This is a genomic window from Pseudomonas sp. EA_5y_Pfl2_R50, from assembly GCF_963970475.1.
GTDB lineage: Bacteria > Pseudomonadota > Gammaproteobacteria > Pseudomonadales > Pseudomonadaceae > Aquipseudomonas.
In genome coordinates this window covers 322,904-342,862 of record NZ_CAXAPT010000006.1, presented here as the reverse complement: position 1 = coordinate 342,862, position 19,959 = coordinate 322,904, and the positions used below count along the sequence as shown (strand labels likewise).

The window sequence follows — 19,959 nt, the reverse complement described above, 5'->3', positions numbered from 1 at the left end:
GACCATTGCGCTACGGCATTCGTAGACAAATCTCCTTACAATCCCTCCTTTGTTAGCTGCCTAAGCAAGGATTCTGCATGCAAGCCGCCAACCCGCGTCGCGGGTACATTCTGGGCCTGAGTGCCTACATCATCTGGGGCCTGTTCCCGATTTACTTCAAAGCCATCGCCGAAGTGCCGGCGGTCGAGATCATCATCCACCGGGTGCTGTGGTCGGCGCTGTTCGGTGCGTTGCTGCTGATGGTGTGGAAACACCCGGGCTGGTTGCGTGAATTGCTCGACAACCCCAAACGGCTGGCAATTCTTGCCCTGAGCGGCACGCTGATCGCGGCCAACTGGTTGACCTACGTGTGGTCGGTGAATAACGGACGCATGCTGGAAGCGAGCCTCGGTTACTACATCAACCCGCTGGTCAACGTGCTGCTGGGGATGTTGATTCTCGGCGAACGTCTGCGCCGCATGCAGTGGCTCGCGGTCGGCCTGGCGGCGGTTGGCGTGGCACAGCAGGTGTGGCAGGTGGGCAGTCTGCCGTGGGTGTCGCTGGTGCTGGCGCTGACGTTCGGTTTCTACGGCCTGATCCGCAAGCAGGCGCCGGTCAAGGCGTTGCCGGGGCTGGTGGTGGAAACCTGGATGCTGGTGCCGATAGCGCTGGCATGGCTGCTGTTCAACCAGACCGCCACCAGTGCGCAACCCGAGTTCTGGACCACCTCGCAAGCCTGGTGGCTGGTAGCCGCTGGCCCGGTGACATTGGTGCCGCTGGTGTGTTTCAACGCTGCCACGCGCCACTTGCCCTACACCACCATCGGCTTCCTGCAATACCTGGCGCCGACCCTGGTGCTGTTGCAAGCGGTGTTGCTGTTTGGCGAGCACTTGTCGTCGAGCACGCTGATTGCGTTCATCTTTATCTGGGCCGGTCTGGCCGTCTACAGCGTCGATGCGGTGATCAGTTTGCGCCGACGCAGCTGATCAAAAAACGCACAAACCTTCACAGGCCACGGTTCTCGTGGCCTGCACCGTTCCTTCCCAAGGTTATCCACAGCGTGATCCCCGCCGTTTGTGCGCAAGTCACTGAATGCTGGCGGTTTTTTGATCAACAGCAGCAAAGCCACGGCGGGCCTGGCGTTGCCGTCGGTCTCTACAGGTTATCCACAGGCAGGCGCACGTTAAAACTGGATAACCTGATCCGCGTTTAAACGTCCGTGCGCAACACCAGTTCGACCATCAGATCGTCAGCCAGGGTTTCCAGACGCGACTGCAGAACATCCAGCGACAGGGTCAGTGGCACCGCGAGAATCGCTTCGGCGTGGAACAGCGGCTCACTGCTCATCGGAGCCGGGCGCACTTCGGTCACCAGCCGTTCAAGGTTGACCCCCTGCTCGCTCAGCAGGCGGGTGATGTCGCGCACGATCCCCGGGCGATCATTGCCCACCAACTCCATCGCAATCGGCTTCCAGGTGCAGGATTGCTCGATGCCGCTTTCAGCAATCAGCACGCGAATACCATGAGTCGACAGCGCTTGCAGGGAGTCGACCAATTCGTCGTAAGCCTCTGCCGGCACCCCCACCCGCAGAATCCCGGCGAACTGCCCGGCCATCCGCGACATGCGGCTTTCCAGCCAGTTACCGCCGTGTTCGGCAATGCATTGGGCAATGCGCTCGACCTGCCCGGGCTTGTCCGGGGCGAATACGGTGAGTACGAGATGGTCCATGGCGCAGCCCTCTTGTCATGACTTTTGTTGTAGAAGGGCAAGTATAGGCAAGAGCCCATTTTGCGTTGAGGCGACCGACGCTTTCGCGAGCAGGCTCGCTCCCACATAAACCGGTGCCATAGCAGCCAAATACCATTTATGTGTACAACTTTTGATATTTAGCTGGAACAATCCAATGGTTTTTTGAGAACATCCCGTTCCGCGATGTGACCGCAATGCGACATGAGGTCGCAGAACGACGTAATTAGTCTGATTTTCACAAGCGCAATTCATCATGTAGTATGCCGCAGCACGCACTACATAACGCTGGTTCGATGTCTGCCCAAGGCCTGTTCGCAACCCTGAAAGCCCCGTCAGCAAGGCCCCAAGCCTTTGATTGGTCCCCAGCCCAGCCGCCAGCAATGGCATGTACTGGTCGGCAGGTTTGTGGTTTAAATGGCCAGAGGCTTCATTGTCAAAATTGAAGAGCTGAAAAGCGAAATAGCTGAGCAGAGTGAGGCAAGCAATGACTGAACACGTTCAAGTCGGTGGCCTGCAGGTCGCCAAAGTCCTGTTCGACTTCGTGAACAACGAAGCCATTCCCGGTACCGGCCTCACCGCCGAGAAGTTCTGGGACGGTGCCGACAAGGTCATTCATGACCTGGCGCCGAAGAACAAAGCCCTACTCGCCAAACGCGATGACTTCCAGGCTCGCATTGATGCCTGGCATCAGGCGCACGCCGGCCAGGCGCAAGACGCCGTGGCCTATAAAGCCTTCCTGCAGGAAATCGGTTATCTGCTGCCTGAAGCGGCTGATTTCCAGGCAACGACACAAAACGTCGATGACGAAATCGCCCGTACCGCCGGCCCGCAACTTGTTGTGCCGGTGATGAACGCCCGCTTCGCTCTCAATGCCTCGAACGCCCGCTGGGGTTCGTTGTACGACGCTCTCTACGGCACCGACGCGATCAGCGAAGAAGGTGGCGCGGAAAAAGGCAAAGGCTACAACAAGGTGCGTGGCGACAAAGTCATCGCCTTCGCCCGTGCCTTCCTCGACGAAGCCGCCCCCTTGGCCGCTGGCTCCCACGTCGACTCGACCGGCTACAAGATCGTTGACGGCAAACTCGTGGTCACCCTCAAGGGCGGCAGCAACGCTGGCCTGCGCGACGACACACAACTGATCGGTTTCCAGGGCGACGCCAACGCGCCAATCGCGATCCTGTTGAAACACAACGGTCTGCATTTCGAAATCCAGGTCGATGCCAGCACCCCGGTTGGTCAGACCGACGCGGCCGGCGTCAAAGACATCCTCATGGAAGCGGCGCTGACCACCATCATGGACTGCGAAGACTCCGTGGCTGCCGTCGATGCCGACGACAAAGTGGTGATCTACCGCAACTGGCTCGGCCTGATGAAAGGCGATCTGGCGGAATCCGTGTCCAAGGGCGGCCAGACCTTCACCCGCACCATGAACCCGGATCGCACCTACACCGCGCCGAATGGCGGTGAAGTGACCCTGCACGGTCGTTCGCTGTTGTTCGTGCGCAACGTGGGTCATCTGATGACCATCGACGCGATCCTCGACAAGGACGGCAACGAAGTGCCGGAAGGCATCCTCGACGGTCTGGTCACTTGCCTCGCGGCGATGCACAACCTCAACGGCAACACCTCGCGTCGCAACACTCGCACCGGCTCGGTCTACATCGTTAAACCGAAGATGCACGGCCCGGAAGAGGCGGCGTTCACCAACGAGCTGTTCGGTCGCATCGAAGACGTGCTGGGCCTTGCGCGCAACACGCTGAAAGTCGGGATCATGGACGAGGAGCGCCGCACCACGGTCAACCTCAAGGCCTGCATCAAGGCAGCCAGCGAGCGCGTGGTGTTCATCAACACCGGTTTCCTCGACCGCACCGGCGACGAAATCCACACCTCCATGGAAGCCGGCCCGGTTGTGCGCAAGGCCGACATGAAGGCTGAGAAGTGGATCGGCGCTTACGAAAACTGGAACGTCGATATCGGTCTGAGCACCGGCCTGCAAGGTCGTGCGCAAATCGGTAAAGGCATGTGGGCGATGCCGGATTTGATGGCGGCGATGCTGGAGCAGAAAATCGCTCACCCGCTGGCCGGTGCCAACACCGCCTGGGTTCCATCGCCGACCGCCGCTGCACTGCACGCGCTGCACTACCACAAGGTCGACGTATTCGCTCGTCAGGCGGAACTGGCCAAACGTGCCCGCGCCTCGGTGGACGACATCCTGACCATCCCGCTGGCGGTCAACCCGAACTGGACGCCAGAGCAGATCAAGAACGAACTGGACAACAATGCCCAGGGCATTCTCGGTTACGTGGTGCGCTGGATCGACCAGGGTGTCGGCTGCTCGAAAGTGCCGGACATCAACGACGTCGGCCTGATGGAAGACCGTGCCACGCTGCGTATCTCCAGCCAGCACATCGCCAACTGGCTGCGCCACGGTGTGGTCACCGAAGCGCAAGTCATGGAGAGCCTCAAGCGCATGGCGCCGGTGGTTGACCGCCAGAATGCCAACGACCCGCTGTACCGTCCCCTGGCACCGGATTTCGACAGCAACATCGCCTTCCAGGCGGCGGTCGAACTGGTAATCGAAGGCACCCAGCAGCCGAACGGTTACACCGAGCCGGTTCTGCACCGTCGTCGTCGCGAGTTCAAGGCCGCTAACGGCCTGTAACCTGCGCTGAATGCCGGACATGAAAAAGCCCTGATCGAAAGATCAGGGCTTTTTTGTTTGTGGCGGGGCCGGGTTTTATGGTCGGCATGAGATCCATCCCCCTCACCCCAGCCCTCTCCCCTTGGGCGGTCCGACGTTTCGGGAGGGTTAGGGTGGCTCTTAAGGTTCTATCCCCAATTCATGTTTCACCAGCTCCAACAACTTGCCCGTATCAATCGGCTTGAGCAGAAAATCCACCACGCTCAAATGCATCGCCGCAATTGCATCCTTCACGTCGGCATCGCCCGACACAATGATGATAGGCATCGCCGCCCGCACCGATTCACGTACCTGACGCACCAGATCGAGGCCATCGACGTTGCGCATGCGCAGATCGGTGATCACCAGACCGATCGAAGGTTTTTCCTCCAGCATCTTCAGTGCCGTCTCTCCACTGGCGGCGGTCATGCAGCGAATACCGTCCAACGCGAGAATCTCCGATAGCAGTTCCCGGGCATCCTTGTCGTCATCGACGATCAAGACGCGCTGCGGTGGCAGATCGGGTTCGAGCATCACTGCACTGAGCGCTTCACGCTCGGCATCGCTCAAAATATCGTGGTCGGACATGGCGTTCTCTAAATGTTCAAATCAATCCCTTGGCAAGTGGTCAGACATCGCTGGGCAGAGCTTCAATGTGCACTTCGTCGGAATTTTTTCCAAGGGGGTAACCGAGGGAATTTCCGACTGTTTGCGTAGGGCATCTCCGAAACTTCGCCAATGGTGGCAAAACCTAGACTTACGTCCAATGGGCACCTTGTCCGTAGGGGTCGACCATGGCTGCAACGATCCGACAACAACAATGCGAAAAAGACTGCGGTAATGGTTATGAGTAAAGCGGATGCCTTCACCCAGGCAGGGAAAACCGCGGTGTTGCAGAACATTCAGGGCACCCTGCAATTCCTCCAGCGCTTCCCGCCCTTCAATCAGATGGAACATGCCCACCTCGCCTATCTGGTGGAGCAATGTCAGCTGCGGTTTTACGGCCAGGGCGAGAGCATCATCAAACCCGTCGACGGCCCGGTCGAACACTTCTATATCGTCAAGCAAGGCCGGGTGGTCGGCGAACGCCAGCACATCACCAAACCCGGCACCGAAACTACTTTCGAGATCACCACCGGCGAATGCTTCCCCCTGGCGGCCCTGCTCGGCGAACGCGCGACCCGCACCGAGCATCTGGCCGGCGAGGACACCTTCTGCCTGCAACTGAACAAATTGGCGTTCATCAAACTGTTCGCCCTCTCCAGCGCCTTCCGCGATTTCGCCTTGCGTGGGGTCAGCAGCCTGCTTGATCAGGTCAACCAGCAAGTGCAGCAGAAAGCCGTGGAAACCCTCGGCACGCAGTACTCGCTGAACACCCGTCTCGGCGAACTGGCCATGCGTCACCCGGTGACGTGCAGCCCGGACACACCGCTGCGCGAAGCAGTGAAACTGATGCACGAACAACAGGTCGGCAGCATCGTTGCCGTGGATGAACAAAAGGCGCCGCTGGGGATTTTCACCCTGCGCGACTTGCGCCATGTGGTGGCCGAAGGCGTCGGTGATTTCAGCGAAGCCATCGAGCGCCACATGACCCGAGCACCCTTCTATCTGTCCCCGGATCACAGTGCCTTCGACGCAGCGATTGCCATGACCGAGCGGCACATCGCCCACGTCTGTCTGGTCAAGGATCAGCGCTTGTGCGGCGTGGTCTCCGAGCGTGATCTGTTTTCGCTTCAACGGGTCGATCTGGTGCATCTGGCGCGGACGATTCGCAGCGCCCAGCGCGTCGAACAACTGGTGAGCCTGCGCGGCGAAATCGGCCAACTGGTCGAACGCATGCTCGCCCACGGCGCTTCCTCGACGCAGATCACCCACATCATCACCCTGCTCAACGATCACACCGTGTGCCGAGTGATCGAACTGACCCTGGCGGAAAGAGGCGACCCCGGCGTGCCGTTCAGTTGGCTGTGTTTCGGCAGCGAAGGCCGCCGCGAACAGACGCTGCACACCGATCAGGACAACGGCATTCTGTTCGATGCCCGCGACGCGGCGCATGCAGCGGAGATTCGCGGCAAGCTGCTGCCGATTGCCCAGCAGATCAACCAGAGCCTGGCGCAATGCGGTTTCACCCTGTGCAAGGGCAACATCATGGCCGGCAACCCCGAGCTGTGTTTGTCCCGAGCGGAATGGGCGCGGCGCTTTGCAGCATTTATTCGTGAAGCGACGCCGGAAAATCTGCTGGGGTCGAGCATCTATTTCGATCTGCGCGTGGTCTGGGGCGATGAGCAAAGCTGCGAACAACTGCGCCGGGGCATTCTTGAGCAGGTCGGCGACAACCGTTTGTTCCAGCGCATGATGGCCGAGAACGCGTTGCGCAACCGTCCGCCGGTGGGACGTTTTCGCGAGTTTGTGCTGGCGCGCAAAAATGGCGAGAAAGCCACACTGGACCTGAAAGTTCAGGGCCTGACCCCGTTCGTCGATGGCGCACGATTGCTCGCACTGGCCAATGGTATCGACGCCAACAACACCCTCGAACGCTTCCGTCAGCTGGTCGACAAAGAGGTCATCGAACGGCTGGACGGCGCTGCGTATGAAGAGGCTTATCACTTCATTCAGCAAACGCGCATGCAGCAGCATCAGTTGCAGACTCGCGAGAATCTGCCGTACTCCAACCGCGTCGATCCCGACAGCCTCAATCATCTCGACCGGCGCATCCTGCGTGAATCCCTGCGCCAGGCCCAGCGCCTGCAGAGCAGCCTGACGTTGCGGTATCAGCTATGAGCCTGTTTTCGTGGCTACGCCCGGCCAGTCCGATAGTGCCGGCGCAATTACAGCAACGTCTGGCTCGGTTGCCGACGGTTACACAGCTCGGCGAATGCACCCTGCGCGAACAGCGCTGGGTGGTGCTGGATCTGGAAACCACCGGACTCAATCTGAACAAGGATCGTGTGTTGTCGATTGGCGCGGTGGTGATCGAGGATGGCGCGATCGATTTCAGTCAGCAATTCGAACGCACCCTGCAATGCCGGGAATTGAAGCTCAGCCCCAGTGTGTTGATCCACGGCCTGGGGCCCAATGCGATTGCCGCTGGCAGTGATCCGGCCGAGGCGTTGCTGGAACTGCTGGAGTTCATGGGTGACAGCCCGGTGCTGGCGTTTCATGCGCCGTTCGATCAGCACATGCTCGGGCGGGCGGTGAAGGAGCATCTGGGGCACAAGTTGCAGCAGGTATTTCTCGATGTCGCGGACATCGCCCCGCTGGTGTGTCCGCAGGCACAGATCCGTGAGGCGGGACTGGATGAGTGGATTGACTGGTTCAAGCTTGAGGTGTTCGAGCGGCATAACGCGAGTGCCGATGCGCTGGCGACAGCGGAGCTGGCGTTGATTCTGTTCAGCCGGGCGCGGGGGCAGCAGATTCATAGTCCGTTGAATTTGCAGCAGCGGTTGAGCCAGTGGAAGCGTAGGCAGCAGGCGCCCTCCTTTTAGATTTTCGATGCCTCTTCTGGCCTCTTCGCGAGCAAGCCCGCTCCCACAGGGTTTCGCATTCCAATGTGGGAGCGGGCTTGCTCGCGAAGAACGATGACGCGGCCTTCCCGATACCACCCGACCAGTGGCCAATTGCTAACCATTCCCACCTCTGCGAGAATCGCGAACAGTTCGCGTTAGTTAATATTTCCCAATCGGTGACATTCGGTGTCTTCAGCTCAGAGCCCTCACAGTGATCTCGTTGGTGCGATGTATCGCGACCATCGCGGTTGGCTATTGGCCTGGCTGCGACGCAATGTGGCCTGCCCGCAACGCGCCGAGGATCTGAGCCAGGACACCTTCGTGCGCCTGCTCGGCCGCGATGAAATGCTGACTCCCCGCGAGCCGCGAGCCTTTCTGGTGGCGATTGCCAAAGGCCTGTTGTTCGACTACTTCCGTCGCGCCGCGCTGGAACAGGCTTACCTCACCGAACTGATGCTGATCCCCGAAGGCGAACAGCCTTCCGTAGAAGAACAGCAACTGATCCTCGAAGACCTCAAGGCCATCGACCGCTTGCTCGGCAAATTGTCGACCAAGGCTCGAGCCGCTTTTCTTTATAACCGCCTCGACGGCCTCGGCCATGCCGAGATCGCCGAGAAGCTCGGCGTTTCGGTTGCGCGCGTGCGCCAGTATCTGGCGCAAGGCATTCGGCAGTGTTACATCGCCCTGTACGGTGAGCCGACGTGAGCCCGGCCAGTTCCCGACCGGTGCCGGCCCATGTACTGGACGCGGCGATTGCCTGGCAACTGACCCTCGACTCAAGCACTGCGCTGGAGCGCGAAGAGTTCGCCAAATGGCATGCGGCCAACGAAGAAAATGCCCGCGCCTGGCGTCAGTTGGGCATGCTTGATCAGCGCTTCAGCGTGGCCAAAGGTCCGGCCCGTAGCGCCTTGCTGCAATCACGCGAGGGCATTCGCCGCCGCGTGCGCAAGCTCGGCAGCGGCCTGGCCAGCATGGTGGTGATCATGGGGTTGGGGTTGTTCGCCAGTGAACGGTTGTGGCCGCTGGATTACTGGCTCGCTGATCAACGCACCGCCACGGGCGAGCAGCGTACTGTTCATCTCGCCGACGGCACGGTATTGAACCTCAACACCCACAGCGCAGTGGATGTGCGTTTCGACGAGAAACGCCGGCTGATCGTTTTGCAGGAAGGCGAGATTCTGGTCGAAACCGGCCACGGCGATCCACGCCCCTTCATCGTCGAAACCCGCGAAGGCAGCATGCGCGCCCTGGGGACGCGGTTCCTGGTCAGACGCGAAGATGAAGGCACGCGCCTGAGCGTATTGCATTCGGCGGTGGCGGCGCAGGCACAAGCGAATCCTGATGAACAGATCCTGCGCGAAGGCCAGCAAGTGCTGCTACGCAGTGATGGCCTCGGCTCGATTGTCGCGCTCAATCCGGGCGCCGATGCCTGGACGCGGGGGATGCTGGTAGTGGATAACGCGCGTTTGGGCGATCTGCTGCATGAGCTTGGCCGTTACCGTCGCGGGCATTTGGGCGTCGCGCCGGATGTGGCTGATTTGCGCATCACCGGCAGCTTCCCGCTGCATGACACTGACAAAGCCTTGAGCGCCCTGCTGCCGACCTTGCCGGTGCAGATCGAGCAGCACACGCCTTACTGGGTGACCGTCGCGAAAGCTGATACCAGACCTGAGTAATGCGGCCGCCAGCCATAGCCCAAAAAACAGGCCCACCTCAAATAACCGCAGCCCTGTTTTCAGTTAATCGAAATTATTTTCATCCCGCCCTATCACTTTTTGATTCTCATCCGGCACACAGGCAATTGAGAAATATTTCCATTCAGGAGCCGCCGTATGTCCCGTTCGCTAGACACCTTGTTGCGTCCCAGTCTGCTGGCTGTCGCCATCGCGCTCAGCACTCCGCTGATCAGCAGCTCGTTGCTCGCCGCTGAGCAAGCGTCCAGCGTTCGCGCCTACAACCTGCCGGCAGCGCCGTTGTCGACCACCCTGAACCAGATCGCCAGCCAGGGCGGCCTCGCGCTGTCGCTGAGTCCGGCGCTGGCGGCGGGCAAGACCTCGGCGCCGGTCAACGGCCAATACGATGCGGCCGGTGCGCTGCGCGCGGCCCTGCGCGGCACCGGCCTGCAACTGGAACAGAGCAGCGCGGGCACCTACACCTTGGTCGCCGTGCCTGACGGCGCGATGGCCCTGCCGGAAACCGCAATCATCGGTGTGGAAAACCTCGAAAGCGCCTGGGGCCCGGTCGAAGGCTACACCGCCACCCGCACCGCCGCTGGCACCAAGACCGATACCGCGCTAGTCGAAGCGCCGCGTTCGATCTCCGTGGCCACCCGTCAGCAAATGGAAGATCGCGGCGTGCACAGCCTCGACGACGCCGTGCGCTACATGCCGGGCATCACCGCCAGCAGCTATGGCAGCGACACCCGCATCGACTGGCTGCGTGTGCGTGGTTTCGAGCCGACCCAATTCCTCGACGGCCTGCCGCTGCCGCGCGGCATCTATGCCAACCCGAAACCGGAAACCTGGAACCTGGACCGCCTCGCCCTGCTGCGCGGCCCGGCTTCTTCGGTGTACGGCCAGACCCCGCCGGGCGGCTTGCTGGACATGGTCAGCCGTCGGCCGAGCAGCGAAGCCAGCAGCGAAATCCAGTTGCAGTACGGCAGCGACAACCACCGCCAGATCAACTTCGCCAGCACCGGCAAGATCGATGAGGCGGGCCAGTTCCTCTACGGCATCAGCGGCGTCGTGCGCGACAGCGATACGCAGATCGATCACATCGAAAACAAGCGCTACAACATCGCGCCGAGCCTGACGTGGAACATCGACGACGACACCAGGCTGACATTGCTCACGCAGTTCACTCGTGACGACACCGGTGTCACCAGCCAGTTCTATCCGATCCAGGGCACCAGGATCGACATGCCCTTCGGCAAGATCTCCCACCACAAGAACCTCGGCGATCCTGACTACGACTTCTACGACCGCACCTACTACGCGCTTGGTTACGCCTTCGAACATCGCCTGAACGATGTCTGGCAGTTCAAGCAGAATCTGCGTTACACCAAATCGGACCTGTCGTTCCAGACCGTCACCGTCAACAGCTACAACCCGTCGTTCGCCGGTTTCACCGTGGACGATCAGGGCAATGTCGGTCGCGGCACGACCAACGTTGATGAAGACATCAGCCAGTTCGCCGTGGACAACAATTTCCAGGCCGACTTTGCCACGGGCGATATCCGCCACACCGTGTTGCTCGGTCTTGATCACCAGCGCAGCAACGACAATTACACCTCGATCTTCGGCAGCGCGCCGGACATCAACGTCAATAATCCGATCCACGGCCAGACCATCGTTCGTCCGCCGCGCTCCAGCGCGTTTTACGATTACGACCAGAAGACCTACCAGACGGGCCTCTACGTGCAGGACCAGATGGCCCTCGACCAGTGGCGCCTGACACTCGGCGGGCGTGAAGACTGGGTGCACACCAGCACCCGGTTCTTCAACAAGGCCGATGCCACCAACACCCAGCGTGACAAGGCATTCAGCGGCAACGCGGCGATCAGCTACGTGTTCGACTCCGGTTTCGTGCCATACCTGTCGTATGCCGAATCCTTCCAGCCGACTGCCGGCGCCGATGCCACCGCCACGGACTCGTTCAAGCCCACCGAAGGCAAGCAGTGGGAATTGGGCATCAAGTACCAGCCGCCTGGCAGCAAAACCCTGCTCAGCGCCGCGTTGTATGACTTGACCCAGAAGAACGTATCAGTCAACAGCATCGTCAACAACGTGACCATCACCAGCCAGACCGGCGAAGTGAAAGTCAAAGGCCTGGAGCTGGAAGCAGTCTCCGACGTGACCGACAACCTGAAAGTCATTGCCGCCTACACCCTGGCCAAGTCCGAAGTGCAGAAAGGCGTCGACAAGGGCAATCGCCTGCAACTGATGCCGAACCAGCAAGCCTCTCTGTGGACCGATTACACCTGGCACACTGGCGTGCTCGACGGGTTTGGCATCGGCGGCGGTGTGCGCTATACCGGCAACACCTACGGCGACAAGGGCAATACCTGGCTGGGCAAGGCGGACGCCTACACCGTGTTCGACGCCGCCGTGCATTACGACCTCGGTCGTCTGGACAACAGCCTCAAAGGCGCGTCGCTGGCGGTTAATGCGACCAACCTGTTCGACAAGGACTACATTTCCACCTGCGACGGCTTCTACTGCTACTACGGCGACCAGCGCAGCGTCGTCGCCAGTGCCACTTACAAGTGGTAAGCAACTGAGCTGAAACAGGCCCTGTTACCAGGCCGTCCTTCTTGGACGGCCTTGGTGTTTTTGAAGGTCATGAAATGAAAAGTAAAACAATTCGTCGCTGGTCGTTTATTCACACCTGGACCAGCCTGATCTGCACCGTGTTTTTGCTGATGCTGGCATTGACCGGGCTGCCGCTGATTTTCCACCACGAGATCGAGCACTTGCTCGGTGATGCGCCCGAAGTCCGCGAGATGCCCGCCGACACCCCGCGCCTGAATCTGGCGCAACTGGTCGACGCCGCAGAAAAGCATCGCCCTGACGACGTCGTGCAGTACTTCGGTTTCGATGACGATGAGCCGAACGCCGTCCTGACGATCATGGCGAAGACCGCCGGCACCGAGCCGAACTCGTCGCACACCTTCATGCTCGATGCGCGCACCGGTGAAGCGCTGGAAACCCCATCGGCCAACGGTGGCCTGATGCTGTTCATCCTGCGCCTGCACGTCGACATGTTCGCCGGGCTGCCGGGCAAGTTGCTGCTGGCGTTCATGGGCCTGTTGTTTGTGGTGGCGATTGTCTCGGGGACGGTGCTGTATTTGCCGTTCATGCGCCGCCTGAAGTTCGGCACCGTGCGCCAGGACAAATCGACCCGGTTGCGCTGGCTCGATCTGCACAACCTGATCGGCGTGGTCACTCTGACGTGGGCGCTGGTGGTAGGCGTGACCGGCGTGATCAGCGCCTGCGCCGACCTGCTGATCGCGGCGTGGCGCAACGACGCCCTGAACACCTTGATCGCGCCCTACCGCGATGCACCACCGCTGACGCACCTGGCACCGGCTACACGTTTGCTCGACATCGCCGCTGAAGTTGCACCGGGGATGAAGCCCGACTTCATCGCCTTCCCCGGCACACGGTTTTCCAGCGAACACCACTACTCGGTGTTCATGAAGGGCGGCACGCACCTGACTTCGCACTTGCTGACGCCGGTGCTGATCGACGCGTCCACGTTGAACGTCACCGCCGTCGCCGAACGCCCGTGGTACATGGACGCCATGGGCATGTCGCAGCCGCTGCATTTCGGTGACTACGGCGGCATGCCGATGAAGATCCTCTGGGCCACGCTTGATGTGCTGACCATCATCGTGCTCGGCAGCGGCGTGTATCTGTGGGTGGTGCGCCGCAAGGCCGCCAAGCCTGTGCTGGAAACAGCGGAGGCGTCTGCATGAAGCCGCGTCAGTCGAGTTTCTGGAAAGTGTTCAGCACGCCGCTGGTGCTTGCCCTGCTGAGTGCGGCGGGCTTGTTTGCGGCGTTGCTGGGCGATGGGATCTGGGATGCGTTGAGCTGGGTAGGACTGGGTGTTCCGGCCTTTCTGGCGCTCAAGGGTTTGCTGCAGCGCGGGTGATTTCTGTGTTGCCCGGGACGGCCCCTTCGCGAGCAAGCCCGCTCCCACCGGGGATTTCGGGTGCCTCCAAAAATGGCAGGCACACAGAAGATCCCTGTGGGAGCGGGCTTGCTCGCGAAGACGGCCACACAGACACCATCAATTTCTCGCCAGCCATTGCGGTTCTGGCTAGGCTAACCTCCTGCTCTTCGACGATCACCGAGGTTTGCCAATGTCCGCCCCCAGCATGACCCTGTACCACAACACGCTCTCCCCGTTCGTGCGCAAAGTCGTGGTGTTGCTGCACGAAACCGGTCAGCAGGATCGCGTCGCGCTGCAAGACTGCACGCTCAGCCCGGTCAGCCCGAGTGCGGAGCTCAATGCCGACAATCCGTTGGGCAAAATCCCGGCCCTGCGTCTGGCGGACGGCAATGTCATCCATGACAGCCGCGTGATCCTCGAATACCTCGACCAACAGCACGTCGGCAATACGCTGATCCCCCGTGAAGGCGCAGCGCGTTGGCGGCGTCTGACCCTGGCCTCGATGGCCGACGGGATCATGGATGCCTCGGTGCTGGTGCGTTACGAGTTGGCGCTGCGTGCCCCCGAAAAACACTGGGAAGAATGGCTTGATGCCCAGCGCGACAAGATCCGCCGCGCGCTGAACGTGCTGGAAAATGAGGCCATCGCCGAGCTGACCAGTCATTTCGACGTGGCCGCGATCAGCGTGGCGTGTGCGCTGGGTTATCTGGATCTGCGCTTCCCGGACCTCGGCTGGCGCACGGCCAATCCACAACTGGCCAACTGGTTCTTTGAGGTGAGTCAGCGACCATCCATGATCGCCACGATGCCCAAGCCTTAAGTTGTCTGTTCCGGCCTCATCGCGAGCAGGCTAGCTCCCACAGTGGACTTGGGTACGGCAGAGATTTCTGTTTCAGCACCAATCCTGTGGGAGCGAGCCTGCTCGCGAATGCACCACCTCGGTTCCACTGGCAGAACCCCGATAATCCGCGTCACCAACTCATCCTTCCAGCACTGATCCTCACGCAACCCAAGCGACCGGCTCATTGCATCGCCCCCACATCAAACGCCAACGGCTTGGCCGGCTTCTGCCCGATCCCGTACCAGTCCAGTTTGCGTGTCAGCACCATGAACACACCGAGCAAGCCAAACAGCAACAACGAGCCCATCAACAACGCGTAATCCTCGGCACTCAACAACCCGTACAGCAGGCCATACAGCGCCGCCAGTCCCGCCGAAAAACTCAGGCCGTGGCGCACGCTGTGCAGCACATGGCAGACATAAAACCCGATCAGCAACACACAGCCACTGGCCGACAGCAAATACGCCAGAGCGAACCCGATGTGTTCTGACAACGACAGCAGCAACAGATAAAAGAACGCCAGGGCCACACCCACCAACGCGTACTGCACCGGATGCACCGCCAGACTTTTGAGCACTTCGAAGAGGAAGAAACCGGCGAATGTCAGGACGATGAACAGCAAGGCATATTTGATCGCCCGATCACTCTTGAGGTACTGATCCACCGGATCGATGAAGCTCACACCGAAGCTGCGTCCATTGAACGCATCGCAGTCATTGCCGCTCACGCAGCGGCTCATGGCGTCTTGCAGGTTGGTGGAGAAGAACGTGGTCTGCCAGTCGGCGCTAAAGCCCTGATCGTTGATGTCGCGTTTGGCCGGCAAGAAGTTGCCGATGAAACTCGGATGCGGCCAGTTGGCGGCGAGGCTGACGCTACTGGTTTTACCCACGGGCAGCACTTGCAGCGAACCGGTGCCTTGCAGGCGCAGATCGAAAGCGAAGCTCAAGTCCGTGGTTTTACGGGTGTCGAGCAGCGGCAGCGTGACCCGCACGCCTTCACCGAGCCAACCGACTTGCGTGCCGGGAACGAAGTCCAGGCGCTGGCCTTCAAGCTCCAGTTTCAGCGCATTTTCAATGCCACGAATGTCGCTGATGCCGACCGCCAGAAACGGCGCGTCGAACTGGTAATCGCTGAAGTCTTCCTTGATACCCAACTGCGCCGGCAATGAGAAATGGCCGTTGACGCGGTTGTCAGCATGGAACAGTCGCGCTTCATAAATGCCTCGCGCCCGCAGTTCTGTCTGCACTTGGCCGTCGAGTTCGAAACGCTCCGGCAGGAAGTACAAACGGCCGCGCTCTTCGCTTGGCTCGTCGTAACGCTGATTGGTTTTGTCGTTGGTTTTCCAGTTGTGAATCACTTTGCGATACGGCACCACCATCACCGGTCCGCTCAATTGCTGGCTGTAACTGGAACTGCGGGCGATGTCTTCGAGCACGCCGTCGCGCAACTGTTGGCGTTCATCGATGACGCCGTCGATCATCAGCAGCGGGATCAGTAACAGCAGGATCAGCAAGGCGATGGCGCCGAGCTTGATGGTCAGATTCTTGTTCATGGGACTCTCCCTGTTTGGATGGGCAGAGTCTGGTGACGCGGTGTGAGGGGAATGTGTGGGGAATATGGAGATTGTGTGGAGACTTCACTGGCCCCTTCGCGCCTCGGTATCAAGGCAAGCGCAATGTCACCTCAACCCCGCTCTCGACATTGCGGATCAGCATCGACCCACCATGCAACTTGATCACCTCCTCAACGAAGTTAAGCCCCAACCCGGTGCTTTTTCGTCCACTGTCGGGACGCGGTAGCGAGTAAAAACGCTCGGTCAAACGTGGCAAGGCGTAATCAGGAATCGACGCGGTTTCATTGAAGAGTCGGCAGACAACCTGCTCCTCTTCGCGCTGGGCACTGAACCGCAACAAGCCCTGACGCGGGGAGAAATCCAGCGCATTCTCCAGCAAGTTGCCCAGCGCCTGACGCAACAGGAACGGCTCGCCAATCAGCATCAGATCCGCTGCAACCGCCTGTTCGATGCGCAACTGTTTACCTTCAATCCGCGCTGCCTGCCCCTGCAACAACTGATCAACCAGCGCCGCCAACGGCACGGCGACCCGCTCTTCAAGACCCTGACGTTGTTCCACCTGCGCCAGATTCAGCAACCGTTCGATCAACTGCTGCATGCGCGCACTTTCGCTGTCGATGTTGCCGACAAACCGCAGGCGCTGAACAGGTGACATGTCACTTTGCAGCAACTCCGCCGCGCCACGAATCGCCGCCAGCGGGCTCTTCAATTCGTGGGTCAGCGTGTGCACGTAACGCTCGACGTAGGCCTTGCCTTCCAGTTGCGTGCGCATCTGTTCGACCGCCGTGGCGAGTTGCTCCAGTTCACCGCCGCGATAGTGCGGCACTTCCACCCGCCGGCCTTCACTCACCGCTTGGGCGTAACCGGTCAAGCGGTGCAGCGCGCGGCTCAGCCACCACGACAACAACGCGCCGAACACCAGTCCGAGGCCGATCAATCCGGCGCCGTAAAACAGCAAGCGCCTTTCCGTGCGATCCACGTAGGGCTGCAAAGAGCTGTTGGGTTTGGCCACGGTGACCACGCCGATGATCTTGCCGTTGTCACGAATCGGCGCGCCGACATGCATCACCGAAGAGCTCGGATCATTGGGATCGCTGCGGCTCGAGCGTGCGCCGTATTCACCCCGCAGGGTCAGGTAGACGTCGTTCCAGCGCGAGTAATCCTGACCGACCGCGACGCCACTGGAATCCAGCACCACCCTGCCTTTGGCGTCGGTGACGTAAATGCGGTGGTTGACCTGATTCTTCGGCAAGCCCCAGATCGTCGCTTGCGGCTGACGTTCGCCGTAGGCGCGCAGCAACTGCGGCCAGCGATTTTCGCTGAGGGTGCCGGCCTTGAAATCGTCCCGGAGAATTTCCGCCATCAAATTCGCGGTATCCACGAGGGTTTCTTCGGTGGACTGTCGCACGCCGGGACGGATTTCTTCCATCACCGTGTTGAGCACGAAATAACCGGTCAGGCCGATGAACAGCACGTACACCAGAAAAATCCGCAGCCCCAGCGACATCAACTGTGCCCCGGGCTGTAGCTGTAGCCGAGGCCGCGATGGGTCTGGATCGGCTCAGCCTCGGCGCGCACCAGACGCAACTTGGCGCGCACGCTTTTGATATGGCTGTCGATGCTGCGCTCGTAGCCGGCATCCGCCGCCACGCCCAACGCATCGAGCAGTTGTTCGCGACTGAACACTCGCTCGGGTTGTTCGAGCAGGCATTGCAGCAGACGGAATTCGTGGCGGGTCAGGTTTAACGTCTGGCCGCGATAGCTGATCTGTACACGTTCGGGGTCGATGCGAAACAGCGCCGACGAACCGTCAATCGTCGGACGCGGCGCCATGCGCTTGAGGATTGCTTTCACGCGCGCCGCCACTTCACGCGGGCTGAACGGCTTGACCACATAGTCGTCGGCGCCAATCTCCAGGCCCACCACGCGATCAATCTCGGCATCCCGGGCGCTGAGGAACAGCACCGGCACTTCACTGAAGCGCCGCAGCTGTTTGCAGGTTTCGAAACCGCTGATGTCCGGCAGGCCGATGTCGAGGATGATCAGATCGGCCGGGGTTTGCCGCTGATGTTCCAGCGCCGCCGCACCGAGGCTCAGCCAAGTGGTACTGAAGCCCTCGCTCTGCAAGGCAAAAATCAGCGTGTCGGCAATCGCCGCTTCGTCTTCGACAATCAGGATATGAGGCATGGCGTCCGAGCCCGTGGTTGAGTGCGCGAACGGTGCCCCAAGCCTGACATTACGTCAATGAGACCACTTGGCTCAGCAGTCAGGTTTGTCAGCGGTGAAGCGTCGCGCCGGGTTCACCGCCGCGCCAAATTCACGCAAGGCTTTGGCACCGATCAGCAGCGGATAGTTGAAGTTGCTGCGGTCGGTCAGGTTGACCTCAACGGTACGCTTGACGTTACCCAGGCACAGCTCCAGGTCGACCACCGGACGTTTGGCGACTTCGCTGCTTTCGCCCTCGTCCTCTTCATCCGAGCGACTCTTGATCTTGCTGATCCGCGCGACCTTGTGTTCGTAGACCTTGTTGCTGGCGTCCTTGGTGCCGAGGCGGAAACGCACCCAGTCGTCGCCGTCGCGAGTGAAGGTTTCGATGTCCTTGGCCGACAGCGAGGCAGTCAGCGCGCCGGTGTCCATCTTGGCCTTGAGCACCTCACCGCCGATTTCCGGCAGCGCGATGTATTCGTAGCGCCCGTACAGGGTCGGCTCGGCGGCCATGACCGGCAGGGCGACGAGGGCAAACAGTGCAAGGAGGGATTTCACGTAAGGGGCTTCCTTGGAAAATGAGGTCGGCAGACTGGGATTTTAGACACCCATTGAGTCATTCGTTCGCCTTGAAATTGCTTTCGCGAGCTGGCTCGCTCCCACAGGGTTTTGTGTTGAGCACACATTTTTAATGCACCTGAATCCAGTGTGGGAGCGAGCCTGCTCGCGAAGAGGCCAGCACATTCAGCACAACGCTTGAGCCAAGCATACCCAGCCAAAAGTGAAACATTCGTCACCAGCGATTTGGCCTGCCGCGCGAAGCCACTTATCATGGCGCGCCCATCCGATTTCAAAGAGTTGCCTATGCGCCGCCTGCTCACCGGCTGTTTCGTCACCTTGCTGCTGTTGCTCAACACCCTGATCCTGATCGGGCCGTTGATGGTGTTTGCCCTGCTCAAACTGGTAGCCCCCGGCCGCTGGCGCGATTACGCCTCGGGAGCGGTGATGTGGATCGCCGAGACCTGGGCCGAAATCGACAAACTGATTTTCCGCCTGTGCATTCCCACCCGGTGGGACATTCGCGGCGGCGAGGATCTGCGTGGCGACACCTCCTATCTGGTCGTCAGCAATCACCAGTCGTGGGTCGATATCCCGGCGCTGATCCAGACGCTCAACCGGCGCACGCCGTTCTTCAAATTCTTCCTCAAGAAAGAACTGATCTGGGTGCCGTTTCTGGGGCTGGCGTGGTGGGCGCTGGATTACCCGTTCATGAAGCGCTACACCAAGGCGTTTCTGGCGAAGAATCCGGAACTGGCGGGCAAGGATCTGGAAATCACCAAGGCGGCCTGCGAGCTGTTCAAGCGTCAGCCGGTGACCGTAGTGAATTACCTGGAAGGCACGCGCTACACCGCCGGCAAAAGTGCCGAGCAGCAGTCACCGTTCAATCACCTGCTCAAGCCCAAGGCTGGCGGCGTGGCGTTTGTATTGGCAGCGATGGGTGAACAGCTGGACGCGATTCTGGATGTGACCGTGGTGTACCCACAGGCGAAAATCCCGGGATTCTGGGATTTGATCAGCGGCAACGTGCCGCGCGTGATCATCGATATCAAGACCCGCGAACTCGACCCGGCACTGTGGCAGGGCGATTACGAAAACGATCCGCTGTTTCGGCAGTCGATCCAGAGCTGGGTCAACCAGCTCTGGACCGAGAAGGATCAGCGCATCGCCGAACTGCGCAACGAGCGGCGCTGAA

Annotated in this window: 17 protein-coding genes; 11 read left to right on the top strand and 6 right to left on the bottom strand. The window is 60.3% G+C overall.

Going from position 1 to position 19,959, the window contains the following annotated elements:
• The first annotated feature begins 77 nt into the window (after nucleotides 1–77).
• Nucleotides 78–965 (top strand): EamA family transporter RarD, encoded by an 888-nt coding sequence (gene rarD / locus AACY19_RS13310; RefSeq protein ID WP_250607881.1) that lies wholly within the window; start codon nucleotides 78–80, stop codon nucleotides 963–965.
• 223 nt (nucleotides 966–1,188) lie between these two features.
• Here rarD and AACY19_RS13305 read toward each other — a convergent pair whose 3' ends face one another.
• Nucleotides 1,189–1,707 carry a glycine cleavage system protein R gene (locus AACY19_RS13305; RefSeq protein WP_007910018.1) on the bottom strand — a complete coding sequence of 173 codons (519 nt, stop codon included), beginning with the start codon at nucleotides 1,705–1,707 and terminating at the stop codon, nucleotides 1,189–1,191.
• A gap of 505 nt (nucleotides 1,708–2,212) precedes the next feature.
• Here AACY19_RS13305 and AACY19_RS13300 point away from each other — a divergent pair.
• Nucleotides 2,213–4,390 carry a malate synthase G gene (locus tag AACY19_RS13300; protein WP_339450803.1) on the top strand — a complete coding sequence of 726 codons (2,178 nt, stop codon included), beginning with the start codon at nucleotides 2,213–2,215 and terminating at the stop codon, nucleotides 4,388–4,390.
• Nucleotides 4,391–4,549: 159 nt separating this feature from the next.
• Here the strand turns inward: AACY19_RS13300 and AACY19_RS13295 are convergent, their stop codons facing one another.
• Nucleotides 4,550–4,996, bottom strand: coding sequence for a response regulator (locus AACY19_RS13295; RefSeq protein WP_339450801.1), 447 nt, complete (start codon nucleotides 4,994–4,996; stop codon nucleotides 4,550–4,552).
• Between the two features lie 252 nt (nucleotides 4,997–5,248).
• Between AACY19_RS13295 and AACY19_RS13290 the strand changes: the two genes are divergently transcribed.
• The 8 genes from AACY19_RS13290 to AACY19_RS13255 all read left to right on the top strand — a co-directional run bounded on the left by AACY19_RS13290 (nucleotide 5,249) and on the right by AACY19_RS13255 (nucleotide 14,407).
• The gene (locus AACY19_RS13290; RefSeq protein WP_339450799.1) at nucleotides 5,249–7,189 is read left to right on the top strand and encodes a DUF294 nucleotidyltransferase-like domain-containing protein; all 1,941 of its coding nucleotides are present in this window, start codon (nucleotides 5,249–5,251) and stop codon (nucleotides 7,187–7,189) included.
• Nucleotides 7,186–7,893 (top strand): 3'-5' exonuclease, encoded by a 708-nt coding sequence (locus AACY19_RS13285; RefSeq protein ID WP_339450797.1) that lies wholly within the window; start codon nucleotides 7,186–7,188, stop codon nucleotides 7,891–7,893. The genes AACY19_RS13290 and AACY19_RS13285 overlap by 4 nt, the downstream gene beginning before the upstream one ends.
• Nucleotides 7,894–8,142: 249 nt before the next feature.
• Nucleotides 8,143–8,619 (top strand): RNA polymerase sigma factor, encoded by a 477-nt coding sequence (locus AACY19_RS13280; RefSeq protein WP_445262306.1) that lies wholly within the window; start codon nucleotides 8,143–8,145, stop codon nucleotides 8,617–8,619.
• Entirely contained in the window at nucleotides 8,616–9,590 is a 975-nt protein-coding gene (locus AACY19_RS13275) for a FecR family protein (RefSeq protein WP_339450793.1), read from the top strand. Before AACY19_RS13280 ends, AACY19_RS13275 begins: the two co-directional genes overlap by 4 nt.
• 156 nt (nucleotides 9,591–9,746) lie before the next feature.
• Nucleotides 9,747–12,185, top strand: a complete 2,439-nt coding sequence (locus AACY19_RS13270; RefSeq protein WP_339450791.1) for a TonB-dependent siderophore receptor — start codon at nucleotides 9,747–9,749, stop codon at nucleotides 12,183–12,185.
• 74 nt (nucleotides 12,186–12,259) lie between these two features.
• Nucleotides 12,260–13,390, top strand: coding sequence for a PepSY-associated TM helix domain-containing protein (locus AACY19_RS13265; RefSeq protein WP_339450789.1), 1,131 nt, complete (start codon nucleotides 12,260–12,262; stop codon nucleotides 13,388–13,390).
• A complete protein-coding gene (locus tag AACY19_RS13260; RefSeq protein ID WP_339450787.1) occupies nucleotides 13,387–13,566 on the top strand; it encodes a hypothetical protein in 180 nt (59 codons plus the stop codon). Before AACY19_RS13265 ends, AACY19_RS13260 begins: the two co-directional genes overlap by 4 nt.
• Nucleotides 13,567–13,777: 211 nt before the next feature.
• Nucleotides 13,778–14,407 (top strand): glutathione S-transferase, encoded by a 630-nt coding sequence (locus tag AACY19_RS13255; RefSeq protein ID WP_339450785.1) that lies wholly within the window; start codon nucleotides 13,778–13,780, stop codon nucleotides 14,405–14,407.
• Between the two features lie 202 nt (nucleotides 14,408–14,609).
• Here AACY19_RS13255 and creD read toward each other — a convergent pair whose 3' ends face one another.
• The 4 genes from creD to rloA2 all read right to left on the bottom strand — a co-directional run bounded on the left by creD (nucleotide 14,610) and on the right by rloA2 (nucleotide 18,764).
• On the bottom strand, nucleotides 14,610–15,980 hold the full coding sequence (creD, locus tag AACY19_RS13250; protein ID WP_339450783.1) for a cell envelope integrity protein CreD: 1,371 nt from the start codon (nucleotides 15,978–15,980) through the stop codon (nucleotides 14,610–14,612).
• A 109-nt stretch (nucleotides 15,981–16,089) separates the two neighbouring features.
• On the bottom strand, nucleotides 16,090–17,508 hold the full coding sequence (gene creC / locus AACY19_RS13245) for a two-component system sensor histidine kinase CreC (protein WP_339450781.1): 1,419 nt from the start codon (nucleotides 17,506–17,508) through the stop codon (nucleotides 16,090–16,092).
• Nucleotides 17,508–18,188, bottom strand: a complete 681-nt coding sequence (creB, locus tag AACY19_RS13240) for a two-component system response regulator CreB (protein ID WP_339450779.1) — start codon at nucleotides 18,186–18,188, stop codon at nucleotides 17,508–17,510. The genes creC and creB overlap by 1 nt, the downstream gene beginning before the upstream one ends.
• A gap of 72 nt (nucleotides 18,189–18,260) precedes the next feature.
• Nucleotides 18,261–18,764, bottom strand: coding sequence for a retropepsin-like aspartic peptidase RloA2 (gene rloA2 / locus AACY19_RS13235; RefSeq protein ID WP_339450778.1), 504 nt, complete (start codon nucleotides 18,762–18,764; stop codon nucleotides 18,261–18,263).
• Nucleotides 18,765–19,070: 306 nt separating this feature from the next.
• On the opposite strand from rloA2, the gene AACY19_RS13230 reads away from it, so the two are divergent.
• Entirely contained in the window at nucleotides 19,071–19,958 is an 888-nt protein-coding gene (locus AACY19_RS13230; RefSeq protein ID WP_339450776.1) for an acyltransferase, read from the top strand.
• The last annotated feature ends 1 nt before the right edge of the window (nucleotide 19,959 follow it).

Excerpts from the sequence above, each read along its gene's own strand:
- rarD (WP_250607881.1), top strand. The coding sequence starts at position 78 with ATGCAAGCCGCCAACCCGCGTCGCGGGTACATTCTGGGCCTGAGTGCC.
- AACY19_RS13305 (WP_007910018.1), bottom strand. The coding sequence starts at position 1,707 with ATGGACCATCTCGTACTCACCGTATTCGCCCCGGACAAGCCCGGGCAG.
- AACY19_RS13300 (WP_339450803.1), top strand. The coding sequence starts at position 2,213 with ATGACTGAACACGTTCAAGTCGGTGGCCTGCAGGTCGCCAAAGTCCTG.
- AACY19_RS13295 (WP_339450801.1), bottom strand. The coding sequence starts at position 4,996 with ATGTCCGACCACGATATTTTGAGCGATGCCGAGCGTGAAGCGCTCAGT.
- AACY19_RS13290 (WP_339450799.1), top strand. The coding sequence starts at position 5,249 with ATGGTTATGAGTAAAGCGGATGCCTTCACCCAGGCAGGGAAAACCGCG.
- AACY19_RS13285 (WP_339450797.1), top strand. The coding sequence starts at position 7,186 with ATGAGCCTGTTTTCGTGGCTACGCCCGGCCAGTCCGATAGTGCCGGCG.
- AACY19_RS13280 (WP_445262306.1), top strand. The coding sequence starts at position 8,143 with ATGTATCGCGACCATCGCGGTTGGCTATTGGCCTGGCTGCGACGCAAT.
- AACY19_RS13270 (WP_339450791.1), top strand. The coding sequence starts at position 9,747 with ATGTCCCGTTCGCTAGACACCTTGTTGCGTCCCAGTCTGCTGGCTGTC.
- AACY19_RS13265 (WP_339450789.1), top strand. The coding sequence starts at position 12,260 with ATGAAAAGTAAAACAATTCGTCGCTGGTCGTTTATTCACACCTGGACC.
- AACY19_RS13260 (WP_339450787.1), top strand. The coding sequence starts at position 13,387 with ATGAAGCCGCGTCAGTCGAGTTTCTGGAAAGTGTTCAGCACGCCGCTG.
- AACY19_RS13255 (WP_339450785.1), top strand. The coding sequence starts at position 13,778 with ATGTCCGCCCCCAGCATGACCCTGTACCACAACACGCTCTCCCCGTTC.
- creD (WP_339450783.1), bottom strand. The coding sequence starts at position 15,980 with ATGAACAAGAATCTGACCATCAAGCTCGGCGCCATCGCCTTGCTGATC.
- creC (WP_339450781.1), bottom strand. The coding sequence starts at position 17,508 with ATGTCGCTGGGGCTGCGGATTTTTCTGGTGTACGTGCTGTTCATCGGC.
- creB (WP_339450779.1), bottom strand. The coding sequence starts at position 18,188 with ATGCCTCATATCCTGATTGTCGAAGACGAAGCGGCGATTGCCGACACG.
- AACY19_RS13230 (WP_339450776.1), top strand. The coding sequence starts at position 19,071 with ATGCGCCGCCTGCTCACCGGCTGTTTCGTCACCTTGCTGCTGTTGCTC.